This window comes from uncultured Sneathiella sp., assembly GCF_963973085.1.
GTDB lineage: Bacteria > Pseudomonadota > Alphaproteobacteria > Sneathiellales > Sneathiellaceae > Sneathiella.
Genome location: NZ_CAXAXA010000009.1, coordinates 55,565 through 70,588, shown reverse-complemented (window position 1 = coordinate 70,588; position 15,024 = coordinate 55,565). Strand labels below are relative to the sequence as shown.

At 50.2% G+C, this 15,024-nt stretch carries 16 protein-coding genes and 1 pseudogene; 4 read left to right on the top strand and 13 right to left on the bottom strand.

Annotation, left to right across the window (positions count from 1 at the left end):
- Positions 1-41 precede the first annotated feature (41 nt).
- The 3 genes from AACZ19_RS17360 to AACZ19_RS17350 form a co-directional block, all read right to left on the bottom strand.
- Entirely contained in the window at positions 42-1,205 is a 1,164-nt protein-coding gene (locus AACZ19_RS17360; protein WP_339635776.1) for an IS481 family transposase, read from the bottom strand.
- 294 nt (positions 1,206-1,499) lie between these two features.
- Positions 1,500-2,954: a nucleotidyl transferase AbiEii/AbiGii toxin family protein gene (locus AACZ19_RS17355; protein ID WP_339635775.1), complete on the bottom strand. Its 1,455-nt coding sequence runs from the start codon at positions 2,952-2,954 to the stop codon at positions 1,500-1,502.
- A gap of 7 nt (positions 2,955-2,961) precedes the next feature.
- Positions 2,962-3,747, bottom strand: coding sequence for a type IV toxin-antitoxin system AbiEi family antitoxin (locus AACZ19_RS17350; RefSeq protein WP_339635774.1), 786 nt, complete (start codon positions 3,745-3,747; stop codon positions 2,962-2,964).
- Positions 3,748-4,204: 457 nt separating this feature from the next.
- Between AACZ19_RS17350 and AACZ19_RS17345 the strand changes: the two genes are divergently transcribed.
- Together AACZ19_RS17345 and AACZ19_RS17340 are read left to right on the top strand one after the other, a co-directional pair.
- The gene (locus tag AACZ19_RS17345; RefSeq protein WP_339635773.1) at positions 4,205-4,711 is read left to right on the top strand and encodes an antirestriction protein ArdA; all 507 of its coding nucleotides are present in this window, start codon (positions 4,205-4,207) and stop codon (positions 4,709-4,711) included.
- Positions 4,712-4,720: 9 nt separating this feature from the next.
- Positions 4,721-5,134 (top strand): hypothetical protein, encoded by a 414-nt coding sequence (locus AACZ19_RS17340; protein WP_339635772.1) that lies wholly within the window; start codon positions 4,721-4,723, stop codon positions 5,132-5,134.
- 63 nt (positions 5,135-5,197) lie between these two features.
- Here the strand turns inward: AACZ19_RS17340 and AACZ19_RS17335 are convergent, their stop codons facing one another.
- From AACZ19_RS17335 to AACZ19_RS17325, 3 genes are read right to left on the bottom strand one after another with little or no spacing between them, the layout of a single operon-like run.
- Positions 5,198-5,812, bottom strand: coding sequence for a hypothetical protein (locus AACZ19_RS17335; protein ID WP_339635771.1), 615 nt, complete (start codon positions 5,810-5,812; stop codon positions 5,198-5,200).
- Complete coding sequence (locus AACZ19_RS17330) at positions 5,809-6,606, bottom strand: J domain-containing protein (RefSeq protein ID WP_339635770.1); 798 nt, start codon at positions 6,604-6,606, stop codon at positions 5,809-5,811. The genes AACZ19_RS17335 and AACZ19_RS17330 overlap by 4 nt, the downstream gene beginning before the upstream one ends.
- 23 nt (positions 6,607-6,629) lie before the next feature.
- Positions 6,630-6,944: a hypothetical protein gene (locus AACZ19_RS17325; protein WP_339635769.1), complete on the bottom strand. Its 315-nt coding sequence runs from the start codon at positions 6,942-6,944 to the stop codon at positions 6,630-6,632.
- Between the two features lie 91 nt (positions 6,945-7,035).
- Between AACZ19_RS17325 and istA the strand changes: the two are divergent.
- Together istA and istB are read left to right on the top strand one after the other, a co-directional pair.
- Positions 7,036-8,573, top strand: a pseudogene (gene istA / locus AACZ19_RS17320) (IS21 family transposase).
- The gene (gene istB / locus AACZ19_RS17315) at positions 8,570-9,337 is read left to right on the top strand and encodes an IS21-like element helper ATPase IstB (protein ID WP_339635768.1); all 768 of its coding nucleotides are present in this window, start codon (positions 8,570-8,572) and stop codon (positions 9,335-9,337) included. Before istA ends, istB begins: the two are co-directional and overlap by 4 nt.
- Before the next feature lie 207 nt (positions 9,338-9,544).
- Here the strand turns inward: istB and AACZ19_RS17310 are convergent, their stop codons facing one another.
- The 7 genes from AACZ19_RS17310 to AACZ19_RS17280 all read right to left on the bottom strand — a co-directional run bounded on the left by AACZ19_RS17310 (position 9,545) and on the right by AACZ19_RS17280 (position 14,912).
- Positions 9,545-9,994 carry a type IV secretory system conjugative DNA transfer family protein gene (locus AACZ19_RS17310; protein WP_339635767.1) on the bottom strand — a complete coding sequence of 150 codons (450 nt, stop codon included), beginning with the start codon at positions 9,992-9,994 and terminating at the stop codon, positions 9,545-9,547.
- Positions 9,995-10,215: 221 nt separating this feature from the next.
- Positions 10,216-10,479 carry a DUF4365 domain-containing protein gene (locus AACZ19_RS17305; RefSeq protein ID WP_339635766.1) on the bottom strand — a complete coding sequence of 88 codons (264 nt, stop codon included), beginning with the start codon at positions 10,477-10,479 and terminating at the stop codon, positions 10,216-10,218.
- Complete coding sequence (locus tag AACZ19_RS17300) at positions 10,451-11,674, bottom strand: type II toxin-antitoxin system HipA family toxin (RefSeq protein ID WP_339635765.1); 1,224 nt, start codon at positions 11,672-11,674, stop codon at positions 10,451-10,453. The genes AACZ19_RS17305 and AACZ19_RS17300 overlap by 29 nt, the downstream gene beginning before the upstream one ends.
- Complete coding sequence (locus tag AACZ19_RS17295; protein ID WP_339635764.1) at positions 11,671-12,006, bottom strand: helix-turn-helix transcriptional regulator; 336 nt, start codon at positions 12,004-12,006, stop codon at positions 11,671-11,673. The genes AACZ19_RS17300 and AACZ19_RS17295 overlap by 4 nt, the downstream gene beginning before the upstream one ends.
- A gap of 197 nt (positions 12,007-12,203) precedes the next feature.
- Positions 12,204-13,613 (bottom strand): DUF3363 domain-containing protein, encoded by a 1,410-nt coding sequence (locus AACZ19_RS17290; protein ID WP_339635763.1) that lies wholly within the window; start codon positions 13,611-13,613, stop codon positions 12,204-12,206.
- Between the two features lie 554 nt (positions 13,614-14,167).
- Positions 14,168-14,695, bottom strand: coding sequence for a S26 family signal peptidase (locus tag AACZ19_RS17285; protein WP_339635762.1), 528 nt, complete (start codon positions 14,693-14,695; stop codon positions 14,168-14,170).
- On the bottom strand, positions 14,688-14,912 hold the full coding sequence (locus tag AACZ19_RS17280; protein ID WP_339635761.1) for a helix-turn-helix domain-containing protein: 225 nt from the start codon (positions 14,910-14,912) through the stop codon (positions 14,688-14,690). Before AACZ19_RS17280 ends, AACZ19_RS17285 begins: the two co-directional genes overlap by 8 nt.
- Between the last annotated feature and the right edge of the window lie 112 nt (positions 14,913-15,024).

Sequence of the window (15,024 nt, the reverse complement as noted above, 5' to 3'; positions counted from 1 at the left end):
GCCACAGTTAAATGGTTCATACCGGACACACAGGTTACATATTATACTGGAGACATGGGTAACAGTTTTGCAGCGAAAGGGTTTGCTGCGGGTTCCAATCTGCATGTCTCTTCATCATAGTACCCCAGATCATATTTCATAAAGCTGACCATAAAGATACCGTTGCTAACCTCTTTGATGCCGACTTTCTGTCCGGCAAAGACGACACTGAGGTTTACCTTCTTCTTTCTATAACATATTCGGCCGCATGTTGTGACCATCTTGGACTTGTCGTGGAACGGGTACTCCAGGTCAGATAAGCCGCAATATGTCCGTTTTGAGGGTTCATAGACTTCTCCTGGATACCGCATATTCAGTGCCTGATGTGGCCTGTCGTTGTTGTAGCAATCAATGAAGTCATCAAACTTCGCCTGTTGCTGCAGGAAGTTTGCGCCTGCTGGTTTGCAGGTTTCTTTCTTGAGGGTCAGATGCATCCGTTCATGTCTGCCATTCTGTTCCGGGTGGCCGGGCTTGATCCGCTCGATCTCAATGCCGAGCCGTAGCCACCAGACGCTGAGTTTCGACAGCCCGAACAGGGCATTCGGACTTGCAAAGGGGACGCCGTTATCGGTACGGATTGCCTTTGGTAGGCCGAACTCCTTGAAAATACGCTCAAAAACAGAGAAGGCGTAGAACTCTTTTGTTGTCTCCAGCGCTTCTACGGCTAACAGGTAACGGCTCTTATAGTCAGCAATGGTGAGCGGATAGCAGTATCGCCTGTCCGAAAGCATGAACTCGCCTTTATAGTCTGCGCACCACAGTTCATTGGGGCTGGAGGCATATCTGAGTTCTGTTCCCTCTGCCCTGTATCTACGCTTCTTGCGGCGGTTGACCAGGCCGTTACGATCCAGCACAGCATGAACGGTACTGGTTGCAGGAAGCGGGATGTCCGGATATAACCGACGGACCTTCTCACGGATCTTCAGAGCTCCCCAGGTCGGGTACTCCTTCTTCAACTCAATAATCATGGCCTCCACCTGAAATGGCAGCTGATTGGCGTAACGGTAAGGCCGTCGGCTGCGATCATTCAGGCCAATCAGGCCACATTCCTTGTATCGACCAAATATCTTGTAGCCAGTCTTGCGCGATATGCCGAACTCTCGACACAGAGGCGCCATCTTCTCACCCTCCAGCAGCCGGGCAACGAATTTAAGACGTTCATCCATCTTGATACACTCCTTCCACGGCATCCTGCTTCTCCTGCAAAATGCCAAAAGTGTAACCTATGTGTCCCGTAAGACCTGTTACCTTTGTCTCAGGCAACACAAATCAATGACTTAGCCCTTGTTTACGGAAAGAAACTGACCCTTTTGGGGTGTTTTTGCCACAAATCAGGTGTCCGCTGTAACCCGCATGAAACTGCCATTGTCTTTCACAAGCTTTTCCGGCTTGTGGCAAATCTGTGGCAAAAACTTTCTTATCTCCGTGTGAAGGCAAAGTCGAGTTGTCAGGCACTGACATTAGTATTTTGTGTCTTCATATATGCCTATTCGCCCGGGACACGGATAGCCGTCTTTTGATTTGTGAGGATTTAGTTGCGGCTTCATTGCATTTCTTTTGAATGTCTTGTCACAAACCGGGCAACGGTAAATGTAAGTTGGACCCATCGTAGCAGGTGATCGCCGCGTAGCTGTCATACGAGTAGAAGACCTGCGAGGCCTTGATCTTGTTTTGGGAATTCCCAATGCCGAACGCCCTGTATTTTGCTGGATAGCTTCAGCGGGTCCTGTCGGGCCTAATTCAACCTCATAGCGCGGAACAAAAACCCTGCTGGTTAGGGAGACATTATTGATCTGATTAATCTTGTAGGCCCTGATTTGGCCGTCATCCGCCCTTACGGCGAAGAGAAGTACATTGCCATTCTGGGCTCGCCTTAGTGAGTAAGGCTCAATAGCACGGGTGCGTCGATTTCCTTCATTGTCGGTGTAGTCAAGATCAACACATAATCTGTTTCCGGCAGCAAAGCGGATAATTTCAAGAGAGCCGCCCTGATTTGTCCGCAGCCCGAGACGGCCATATTCGGGCCGGTAAAGATCACCGCTGTTGCTAACAGATCCTAGTGCCTGCCTTGCAGGAATATGGCTACTTTCTAGCCATTCGAAAAATTCCGGTAATGTGTTCCAATAGCTTTCAAGATCGGGAAGGCCTGGAAGTTGATGACCCAACATTGGTTCCCAGTTTTGCTCCATGGCTGGCCGGTAGGCTTCTACCGAATTCATTGTTGGCCGGTCTATCCCCTTGTATGCACATTTTTGATCCAGAACATCCCGCACGACTGACGCAGCAGGAAGATGATCATTGCGATACAAGTTAATGACATCGTAAAGATCGCGCGGCCTGCCTCTTTCTCCCAAGGCCCGGACCTTTTCCCCAAACACCTCCGGATAGTCGTAGCAATCAACTTGAAATCCATCTTCCGGCAAATCACTATAGGTATGAAAGACCCGTTGCCTTGAGGGTGGCAACACCAGAACTTCATCTGCTGTCAGATCGCACTTAATCTTGGGAATATGTTTTTTGCCCGGAACGAAATAACTTTCGTAATAAACCTTGCCCTCACATGACCGCCCGCCTCTGGGGTTGTCATAGATATCGAATATTTGTCTGTCTGCTGGAATGATGATACCGGATTGCTCATAAATCCATTCCGAAATTTGTTCAAACTGCCCTAGCAAAAACTCTTCGTCTAAATGGGAATCATCGGTAAGTGTGAAATCAAGATCTTCGGAAAACCGATAGGTTTCAAAATAGCATTTTTTCAGGCAAGTGCCGCCTTTAAAGACCCAAACGGGTGCCAGTGTTTTATTGGCGTTTATGGCAGCCAGGAGCCAGCCGAGCACATAGTCCTTTTCTACTACGTTCGGGCTTAAGCCCGTTTCGTCCGCCACAGATTTAAATTCTTCTTTTGAAATCATCGGCCAGTTATCCTTTCGGGACCCATAAATGCCATTTTGTTACAAGTTTGTTTTCCGCAGCCTGATCACCAAAATATGCGTAACCTTTAGTCAGGCGCGTATGGCATTCATCGAGAAACCATGGTTCCCATCCGGTTTTTTCTGCGGCGTATCCTAGTTTCTTGAAAAGCGCTCCATTTCCAATACGATCCGCGTAATCCAGCAACTGCTCCAGATTATTCTTTGTCCCGTATTCCTTGGCATATGCTGCCATAACATCTAACACGTGCTGGAGTCCCGCCCCGATTTTCGGATCATTTAATATATCCAGTATTGTTTTATGAGGGTCGGAGACCTGGACTTTAACCCGGTCGCGCCAGACAGACTTGGTGCCAAGAATTTGCGTTTCAGAGATGTGTTTAATGTAAAAGGTCACCCCTTGATGGACAATGTCGCCATAGGTGGCTCTTTTGGCTGTTAGCACGCAAACGGAGCGGAAGAGCTGTTCTGTAAGCTCCCAGTATTCAAGCGCTGTCCATCCGCCTATGTAGCCGGGGCTGTAGAGCTCGGGAACAAGTACCCATGGGTCATCCAGGACCTGCTGGCGTCCCAGCGCCGACGGATTGACCGGAACGTATAATCCGCGCGCTATCCTGCGCAAATTACCCTGATTATGCCATCCCGCAAGTAACTTTGCTGCCTTTTGGCGATCTACGCCGAAGACCTTAACCGCATCATCAATACGAATGGAGTCGCCAGCTTCCTTGATTAAAGCTGCCAAACGCTGTTGTTTCTTTGAGGCCTTTACAAGCATAAACTATATCCAGTTGCGTGAAATTCCCATTAATAGAGAATATCATGTATTTTCGTATAGTACTATAGTATTTTACAGTTTATGCCCCTTTTTAGAGAAATATAGGTATTTTTATACAGTTAAATAGCGATGGATAGGGCTGATCCCGGGCAAGACAAAAAAGTATTGTTCTTGATTTTAAGGGGTTTTAGCCGTTGCCTTCGGCCCGTGCGCTGCGCGCGCCGAGCCTGTAATCTCGGCCTTTTACGGGTGACGATCACTAACGGGGTTTTCTACTAAGGGTTTCACCCTCGCGCACTTCAACAAAAATAAGAGGGACCGTGGCTCGGCAAGGGCCTGCGCCCGCACCATCCCGTCTGATTTTTAATTGAAGTTTTCTACCCCCTTCTCGGCGAAGCACCAGGGTTGCATGTGCAACCCACTCCCATTGAGGAGTGAAAGAGAAGGAAGTAAGAAGATGACGACATTATTTGCAAATCCATATGATTTATCAGCAACCGGATTTTATTTTGACAGTACCCAAGACTACCACGAAAAGGCAGGCAAGAAGCGCAATGCTTACGGCGATCCCGTTGAAGAATTTGAAATCGAATTTATCGACGGTGATATGATCGATGCCCAGCTTGGAAAAGCGTGGGGACTATATCAGAATAATATCGGTGCTTTTCTTGATGCGTGCGACGAATGGGACGAACACAAAAAGCGCTGTTTCATAATAGCCGTCGGCGAATGCGGTTACAGCTTTGATCCTGAAAAGGACGATTCCGACCAATTTGACGTTGATATTTACGAATGCGACACGATGCGCGATCTCGCACAAGAGTTTGTCGATGAAGGTCATTATGGAGAAATTCCCGCTCACCTGCAATTCTATATCGATTATGACGCCATAGCCCGCGATCTTTCTGTAGATTTCTCGAAAATCGAGATCGACAGCTGCCACCTAATCTATGCGTGCAGATAGGGGGCGATCATGGCAGTTACATATCACGACTACAATTGCGGCCATCCTTGGTATTATCTACTTGGCGGTGCCGTCCAGAGTCCGAAGGCGATACTTGCAGAAGCAGAGCGCCGTGATTTTAAAGGATATCGTGAAGAAGAAATCAGAGCGGCAGACCGGAAATCCGAACCACAACGCTCCGAAGCCTTGCGGGAGCTTAAAGAGCAAGCCCTGCATGATATCCGCTCGGATCTGGTCAGTTACAGAAAAGCAGCGCGGCAATTATCGGTTTTGCGCCGCGAAGTAGAAGAAAACGACAATCCATCTAAATGCCTGTCTGTTCACACGTCGCTCAGTTTAAAATATTGCCATCTTTTGCATCACCTTTCCCATCGGGTCTGGATTGATGAACTGCTTGCTTATCAAAATGATCTCTTTGCCTGATAACGGGGCACAGGAAAATTTGGCGGGATCATTGCGATCTGCAATACTCCCGCCCATAGTGGTCTATTTTTTGGGAAGCCCTAATCTATCCATCTGGCCAGATAAGGCAGGCCTGTAAGTCGAAGGCAGCATTTTTTGCTTTACGCCGCCTTTCATTGCTTTTCCCTTATTGCCATGCAACTTGCTGTAATCCTTGAGCATGCCGCTGCTTCCGCATCGGGGCACACACTTGTATAAAGCCGAACCATCGCCAAGGCGCTTTGTGGTGCCACTGCAATAAGTTTCTTTACAGTCAGCACAATGCACAACATCTCCGTTGTCCTGGCACCACGGACAATAACGTCCGGCGCTATCGAATTCCGCAATGTCATAGCTTCTGGCAGCTTGCGACTTGCCCTCTAAATGCTTTGCAATCAATCCTTTCCCTTGTGATTTTATATCGCTAGCTTCGTTCACGATCTTTGTAATCTTAAACTTCATTGACGGATCAACGCGGGAATAGATAATCACATAAGGCCGGTCATGAACCGCGCAGCACATTGGAATAAGAACATATTCCGGTTTGCCACTGGCCTTGCGCAATGCGGCCATCGTCGATTGAAAGTCCTTTTTATTTGCCACGCCGGATTGTCCGGTTTTTGTGGTCAGGGCTTTGGTACTATCTGATAGTTTTTTCATGACCATCCCTTTCTCTTCTTAATCAATTCTATTGCGGCATTGAGACGCGTCGCAGCTCCGTTGCTGCCGGTAATGTCCGGATGAACTTCCTTCATACGCCTCCGGTAACGCGCCTTAAACGCGGCTTTGGTAAAAGGCTCTGAAAGCCCCAGTTCCTTTAGCGCCAGGCTGTAAAGATCGGCTTTTGGCTTAGGTTTAGGCTCTGCTTTCGCTTTTTCCTCTTTGCCTGGATAAGGAGGTTCCTCCCCACGCTGTAGCGCCGACCAATAACGTTTGAAGGCTCGAAAGCTCGAAAAGTCATCACTATATTCATCGCGATAAAGGGCTCGCAGGGCTTGCTGCTCGGCCTTCCACTGCCCGATGCTCGTTCTCGCGGCAATAAACTTGTCCGCGACAAACTCGCCGATCAGACGGAAAGGTTGGAGTAAGAACCAGATCAATCCTTTTAAGATTGAACTGATAAGTTCCAGCATTGCTTCAACTGTTCTCAGCGTTGCCGCAATTACCCATTCGGTGAAGGCCAATAAGGCAAAGAGGAGTCGTTTTCCGGCCTGATAAATTATAATGCAGACAATGAGAAGGATAAAAAAGCCGACGAGACCGACACCGGCAAGGCAGAGAATACGGAGCCAGGTATCAAGGGCAAGAATCCAGTGCTTGACCAGTTCGGCCTCATATTCAAGACCCAGCAAATAGCCAAGCGCATAAGGCGTTGCGATGCAAAAAGGCATTCCGATGACCAGCAAAACAAGAAGTCCCATTAGTTCTGCAATTCCAGATTCAGAATACTGCATGATTTTTTCCTTTCATTGCGCGATCAGTTTTCGGGAATGTCGCCAGGCTGGTCGGCCCATTGATCTTCAGGCCGCGTCGCAAAACCGTCGCCTACGCTTGCCTGGTTATTGAGGACTTGATCGCAGGCTCTAAGCCTTGCGAGAACCGCGAGAGCAACTTTCTGGCCATAGATCGTCATCACATCATTGCGCTGTCCCATGTACTCAAAAGACAGGTGAAAGGACTCGCCGTAGATGGGCAGTTTTGAAACCACTTTGCCTTTCTGAGCGGCCCTTCTAACTTCAAAGTCATGCAGGCGGTTTTCTTCCGGCGCATAGTCATGAGACCGCCGGAGCAATAATCCACCACTGAAGCGGCCGGATAGTCTGGTTGTTGGCCGGAGTAAAAACCCGCCAGTGGTAAGCTTTCTGCTTTTGCAGAGGGCGGGGATGAAGCAAGTGGAACTCTATGGACGCGTACGGTATGCGGTAATTATTCAAGGTATGAGCCGCCGCAAAGCAGCACGGAACTTCGGGATTGATCGGCGGACGGTCGATAAGATGTTGGCATTTTCAGTGCCCCCGGTTATCGCCGCAAGAAGACACCGACCCGTCCCAAGCTTGATCCCTTTGTTGGTCTTATCGACCAGATCCTTGAGGACGATACCAAACGCCTGAAGAAGCAGCGGCATACCTCGAAGCGGATTTTTGAGCGCCTTCGCGATGAGTACGGTTTTACTGGCGGCATCACGATCGTGAAGGATTATGTTTTTGCGGCACGCCAGCGCCAGCGCGAGATGTTCGTACCGCTGACCCATCCTGCGGGTCACGCCCAAGCTGATTTTGGCGAGGCGGATGCGGTCATCGCCGGTATTGAGTATCGGGCTCATTACTTTGTCATGACCCTTCCTCACAGCGATGCCTGCTTCGTTTCCGCCTACCCAGCGGCGACGACGGAGGCGTGGCTGGACGGGCACAACAAGGCCTTTGCCTTCTTTGGCGGCGTCCCGCAATCAATCCTGTACGACAACGACAAGTGCCTTGTTGCTCGCATTCTGAGAGATGGGTCGCGGCAACGAACGCGGGCGTTCAGTGGGCTTCAGTCCCATTACCTTTTTGAGGATCGTTATGGCCGTCCCGGCAAAGGCAATGACAAGGGCAATGTGGAGGGTGTCGTTGGTTACGCTCGGCGGAACTTTATGACGCCTCGCCCTCGTTTTGCCAGTTGGGATGCCTTCAACAGGCACTTGGAAGAGCAATGTCGCAAGCGACAACGTGATGTTTTGCGCGGCCACCGCGAGAGTATCGGCGAGCGGTTTGTCCGTGATCAGGCATTGCTGACGGCATTGCCCGCAACTCCGTTTGATGCCTGTGACAAGCAGGCGACGCGGGTCAGTTCCCTGTCCCTGGTGCGGTATAGAACCAATGATTACTCGGTGCCCGTCGCCTTCGGTCATCAGGAAGTCTGGATCCGTGGCTATGTCCACGAGGTCATCATTGGCTGTGGAAGTGAGGAGGTCGCTCGGCACACCCGTTCCTATGATCGCGAAGATCTGATCTTTAATCCAATCCACTATCTGCCTTTACTGGAACAGAAGGTTGGCGCTCTGGATCAGGCTGCACCGTTGGTCGGCTGGGACCTACCAGAGGTGTTCGTAACCTTGCGCCGCCTTCTTGAGTCCCGCATGGGCAAGTCCGGCAAGCGGGAGTACGTGCAGGTCTTGAGGCTCCTGGAAACCTTTAAACTCGATGACCTTCATGGCGCGGTGAAGGATGCCTTGCGCATGAGCGCAATTAGCTATGACGCCATCAAACATCTGGTGCTGTGCCGTATAGAGCGGCGTCCACCAAAGCTCAATCTGGACATTTACCCTTATCTGCCACGGGCGCGGGTGACGACGACCTCGGCGGCCAATTACATGAACCTGTTGCAAGAGACGGGGAAGGCCGACAGGTCTGACTTGGATGTAATGGTAGTAGCATCATGACCGATACACCGCAGCTTTTGCTGGCTCATCACCTGAAAGCCCTCAGGCTGCCCACCTTCCGCAGGGAATACGACAAATTGGCCCGTCAATGCGCCGCCGAGGATGTTGACCATGTACGCTATCTTGTTCGTCTGACCGAGCTGGAGTTGATTGACCGAGAACGCCGTATGGTCGAACGGCGGATCAGGCTGGCCAGGTTCCCTGCCGTCAAAAGCTTAGATGCCTTCGACTTCAAGGCCATACCATCACTCAACAAGATGATGGTCCTGGAACTGGCGCGATGTGAATATATCGAGCGGCGCGAGAACGTCATCGCGCTCGGCAACTCAGGCACTGGCAAAACGCATATAGCCCTCGGTCTCGGCCTTGCCGCCTGTCAGAAAGGCCTCAGCGTTGGCTTTATCACGGCGGCGGCGCTGGTTCACGAGTTGATGGAGGCCAGGGACGAGAAGCGCCTGCTTCGCTTCCAGAAGCAGCTGGCAAAATACCAATTGCTGATCATCGACGAACTCGGCTTCGTGCCGCTCAGCAAAACCGGCGCTGAACTTCTGTTTGAGGTGTTCAGTCAGCGTTATGAGCGTGGCTCCACACTGCTGACTAGCAATCTTCCCTTCGACGAGTGGACCGAAGTGTTCGGCTCCGAACGCCTGACGGGGGCATTGCTCGACCGCCTCACCCACCACGTTCATATCCTGGAGATGAACGGCGATAGTTACCGTCTCAATCAAAGTCAAAAACGGCGAAAACCCCCAAAAAGTGACTAACGATCGAGACCATGGTTGACCCGGTGGGCCCACAGGCACCTCCCGCGCTCCTTCGCTCCGCGTAACGCTAAAGCGCTACACGAAGCAGCGCGGGTCCCTCCTATGGACTACCGGGACAACCCGCAACACCGAGTTCTGCGTCACATCAAGGGGACTGTTTCCACGCCGCCACAGTGGTGTACTTTTGCTCCGGCCACTGGTGTATTTTTACTCCGGCGTTGACACACCGTCTCTGGTCGCGCCAATGAGAGTTTTTCCGAGGCGCTTCGAGATGTATTCGGTCGTCTCCAGATCATTATTTCCGAAGAATTGCAGGATGCCTGCATTGGCAACAAAAGACTCCCAGCGCTCCTTATAGAGCGCCTTTCCCTGTCCCCAATCCTGGATAATTATCCAAAGCTTTACATCAAAGGAGGCTATCTGCCCCGCAGCATTTTCAAGCTGGCTCATATATCCGAGAACCGGAAACTCATCGAGACAAAGTAAAACAGGTGCTTTAGGCTTTGTTTTTTCCCGCTCCATGGCATCAAGCAATTGATTGATGAATATGCGGAGCCAGCGGCTACAAAGTCCTATTCGGCTTGCAGGAAGACACAGATAGACGGTTGAGACCGGCGGAGCAACGGTTCCAGGCCTGATGCTTTGTGCAACAGCCATGAGTTGAGGACCTGATTCCTTAGTAAGTAGATCCTCAGATTTATCGAATACGATCTTGTTTGACGCTAGTACTGCATCGTTTGAAAAATAGTCTCTGATCGATTTCCATTAAACTAGATTGTCGCTTAGGCTGATAACGATCAAAAGCACTGGTGCCGTCCCGTCCCGCCACGCCACGCCACGCCACGCCAATAGGCGATATCCTTTTCACGGCAAGGCCATTAAAATTCTGTATCCGAATCTGCGGGCAGCTTCCGTTCTGTCGCCTTGCATTGCACTTGCAAGATCAGATTAGAAACTTCACCTGATTCCTTGTCTCTGATTTCAATGAAACCATCAATGCCCGCTTCTACCCCACCCGTTTCGTATAATACAAACCCCATTTCCAAAACTAGCGACCGGACGGCCGTTACGCCCCGTTCACCTATGATGTCGTTATTGCCGATCTTTTTCGTATTATGAGCCATACTCAAAAGCTGATGCATAGACCGCCGTATCAGCCGCGCTCATACCGATTTGTTTTGCTGTATTCCGCCAAGCAGCTACTGCTGTGTTCACGTCGTCAATGATTTCAGCAGCCTGTTTCTTATTGAGCGCAAAGAAAGGTGCAGCATTCATAGCCAAGCCAAGATCAGCGTCCGGGCCTTCTTCCGATATCCATGTGCTGAGTTCTCGTGCTTTTTCTTCTAACGGAACCGGATTCAAATCATAAGCAGGTGAAAGGCGCCACTTGCCTTCACAATCATAGAGGAACCCGTGATTACGGAGATGGTCGTCCAGATTGCTGACAAGAACATTGAACACTACCCGGCGCCATAGTTCATGCAGATCTTCCGTTGGTGCGCTTGAGTGCATCCGGATCACTTCAGCAATGTCGGTGTAGGTTGCTTCATCCCCGTCGTTGAGTCCCAACAAACTCATAGCCGAGAGGAAAGGGATGCGGCGTTCGCCATCCCGATCAAACCGTTTGATCAACGCCACAGATCTCCCAGCCACATCTACTAAACGTGCATCAGCAACGTTGATCCCAGCATTGCGTGCCAAAATCATAGCTAACACCTCACCATGTGAGATGCTTCGGTCATCGTCTTGCTTTGGAAATTTCGCAATTGCCAAAGTGCCATCGCTGTCTTCAACAGCCGATTTCGGGCGGGCACCGCCGAGTGGAGATCCTTCATTGAGTAATAGTTTTAGGTCTTCGGCAGTTTCAGAATTCGTTTGGACTGCATCTGCCGCATTGACCAATGCCGGCAGGTTGATGAGAGGCGGCACACGATACTGTCCAATATCATGATCGAACGTGTCTTCCTCTGGCCTTTTATACCGCAATGCTCCTATTCGAGTCCGGTCTGTAATCGCCAACAGGAAGTCAATTTCTGAAAGCGTTCGCTCTTCGCCAGCCTTGCGGAAGGCCCGCCTCACTAATTGTTGGCCCCATCTATCCGGAGCTGTATCTCGAAGCGCTCCAGGTAATGCAGACTTTTTGGAGTTGGTATAGACAGGTCGATCTTGCAATGGCAGGTTTTGTGGATCGAGGGCGAATGCTTTTTCAGTTGTCAGCCACTCAGGCGAATAGGAAAATACCGAACTCTGGCTTCTTCGCTTCGCTACATAACGACAGTGACCCACCAAACGAGTCTCGCCTTCATGGTCGAGATAAATTTCGAGTGTATCTGTCATAGCCGCCCCGCTTTTGATCGAGACGTCACGATTTTCTTCGGCAGCCGATCTTCTTCGATATCAAGTCCAAGCGTATCTTCGCGACGGTCGGCCGCTTGTCCTAGTCCCTCAATCAGACCCAATATGCTAAGAACCGTCGCGTAAATACCCATTGATACAGTTGGATCACCTCTTTCCACTTTATAGAGCGTGCCGCGGCTGATGAACGCTCGTTCCGCCATCGATACCGTAGAAATCCGTCTTTTTTTGCGCGCAACAACAATATCCTCGCCAAGCTTGACAAGGGCTGAACGAGCTGCTCGCGGCAGAGTATTGGGTGCATTCGACTTCATATCTGTCTCATATAATGAACGTATAAGCGCTACCAGTTCATTACATAAGACATTTCTATACTTTTTTCCACCTCTAATTTTCTCGCGGTTACAGCTGATCCAGTTCGCTGGAAAGCAGCGCTGTCAGATCAAATCGCGCCTTTTATACTTATATGGTATTCACCTCGCGCCAGAACGGAAATTTCACCCAATGCAGGCTACCTTGACATACCACTGCGAGCCTCGATGCCAAAGCCCTTGGCTTTGTACCTTTGCATTGCCTGCCTCCAAGGAACGAGCGCAAACTCTTTGCCATTTTGCATTAACGCAAACCTGCCAGATGCCAGCCGAACTGAGCGAATGATTTTTGCAGTGGCTGCACCTAGCTCCGAAGAACTTACTTGGCTCATATCTAACTTCGCAGCCAATTCACTTCCCATCTTCGACACCTCGCGCCTCATGAGTTCGCTAAGCATTCGCCGCTGAACAATCATACGCCCATCTTGCTCGATCATTAGGCCCTCTTGAACTAACCATCTTTGCCGCAGTTTCAGGGCCTGATTGGCTTCAGCGCCAAAGCCCTTTTCCCGAAATGTTTCCGGTTGTTTGGAAAGCAGTTCTCGATCCAACCAAGTTGCTCCTTCAGCATTCACCAACTCACGAAACGGCACATGGGATTCGATGAAAATGCGGGCTGGTAGTTTCATCGATTGAGCCAGTCGATTCTCGCCATCGCTTCCCCGCAAAGTCACCACCATATCCTTGCTAGGCGGATCATATTTGCTGAGCCGTCCTATCTCAGCGTAGTGCAGTGTTCCGTCAGTGCCATCGACTACGATATAGTGTTGATCTTGCAATTCATTTGAGAGGCCGATCGCAACGATCTTGCCCGTGATTTTTTGAGCGGCTTTTGTGGCATCGAAAACCAAATAATTTGAAGCACCACGATCAATGCTTGCCTCTTTCAAAACACGCTGCATGGTCTTCATGATGTCGCCGCGCTCACCCAATTGCCGAAGAGTATTCTCGGTTCGCTCTGCGATCTTCCAAACACCTGGTTTCAGCTCTTCAGCCAAGCCCATGTTTTCCAGTTTTCGCAGACGCCCCATGCGGTGCGTCAGGTATTGCTGATCTTGTTTAGGAGAAGAAGAAATCGTCAAGATACCCCGATCTGTATCCCGCAGTATCGAACGATCAGTCCGTGTAAATCGCTCCGACTGAACTTCCCGGGCTATCTTCTGATCAACTTCATATTGGGTCTCTGGCCCTAGTTCAAAAGTGACGAGATCGCGTGCCCGTTCCCTTAACCCATGCGAAAGATATTCCCGCGCAATCACCAAATCATTGCCCAGATCGTCTTTACCTCGAACAATGATATGGGTGTGCGGATGGCCAGTATTGAAATGATCTACTGCCACCCAGTCGAGTTTCGTGCCCAAATCCTTTTCAGCCTGACTCATCAGGTCACGGACGAAGGGCTTGAGATCCTCCATCTGGGCGCTGTCTTCCGGCGCTACGATAAAACGGAACTGATGCCGGTCCCCTTCTGCTTCTGACAGAAAGGCTTTGCCATCGGCGTGGTCTGTTTCTGGCCCATAGAGCTCGCCCGGTTCTCCTTCCCGCGTCACTCCGTCTCGTTGGATATATCGAAGATGCGCGCGAGCGGAGCCAATATCACCATTCCTGAACCGAGTGAACCGTGCCTTGATGATGACACGCCGGCGACCAGGCTGCAACGACTGAGCATATTGAGCAGCCGCTGCAGAATATCCTCGGCCAGATCGGCTCCCAGAGAAAGAAGAACGACTCCTGCCAGATCTGGAATGGCCCGCCCGCTTCATACTCCGGACCACACGAATGAGGTACCGCTGGCTTTTAGCTCCAGACGAAGATCGAACACGCCCGAGTATCGGTTGGAAGTCGTCTGCGGCCATCTTGCATCTCCTGATCAGTGTCACATAAACTGAACATTGGGAAGGTACTCACTATTTCCAAGATAGTGCTAAAACCCCTAAACGACATCAAAGACTTGGATGAAGAGTAGTGCTGCTAATCCGCATGTGGCACCAAATGAAGCAAACGAAATCAGGCATTTACGCCTCCCCCAGCACCTGTCCTTTTATCTTGCCCTCCCGTATTTCTGACCTCCCCCATCCTCATCCATCTTAATTCTACCATTATCTCAATTCAGGCTGATCCAGATCGGCTTCGCGACGCCCAGAATATCAGCCACCTCAGTCACACCGAAATACCGACCATCAAACGAACTCGGATGATCAGCAAGCAGAAAAACCTGACCTTCACCGAGTAACTTGCATCCACTCCAAACAGGCATATTGCGAGCAAGATCATCTAGTGATCTAGCCTTGGCTTTTACACTTCCATTGACAAAGATCGTGCCGCCAAACCGACAAACCGTGTCGCCCGAGAGTGCCGAAACACGCTTCAGGGCCGGCACATTGGATGGCAAATAGCCCCTTTGATCGGCCATTATTCGCACCCATTTTGGGAGATTTACAAGCACAATATCACCCCGAACCGGCATCCGTTTCTCAACAATATACAATCCGATTGGAATACTAGAAGAGGCGTTCCAGATTAGTTTTTTTGGTAGGACTTCTGGACCTGAAACAATAATCAGAAAGATGCCCAGCACCATCAAACAGAGCAAAATATATGGTTTTGGGCGGGCAGATAGATAGTCATTCATCCGGTATTTCTGACGTCGATGAACGGCTTGACGCCTCTGACCACGCATTCAGTTCGTCGAGAGAATAGAGAACACGAAAGCCGTGTTTTCGATACTTCGGACCATTGCCATAGACCCGCATCTTGGCTAGCGTGTTGGGCTTTAATCCAAGAAAGTCGGCGGCCTGTTTGGTATTCAGAAATTGAGGATTTGATAGCGCTTTATCTTCGAATTGCATGTCCGTTTCCTTATCCGAGTATTCATGGTTTCGAGTTGCGGAAAGAAGATTGACGATGATTTTCGTGTTTGAGGAGTGACGAAGATTGAATCTTAAAATGCGTCCTGGATTA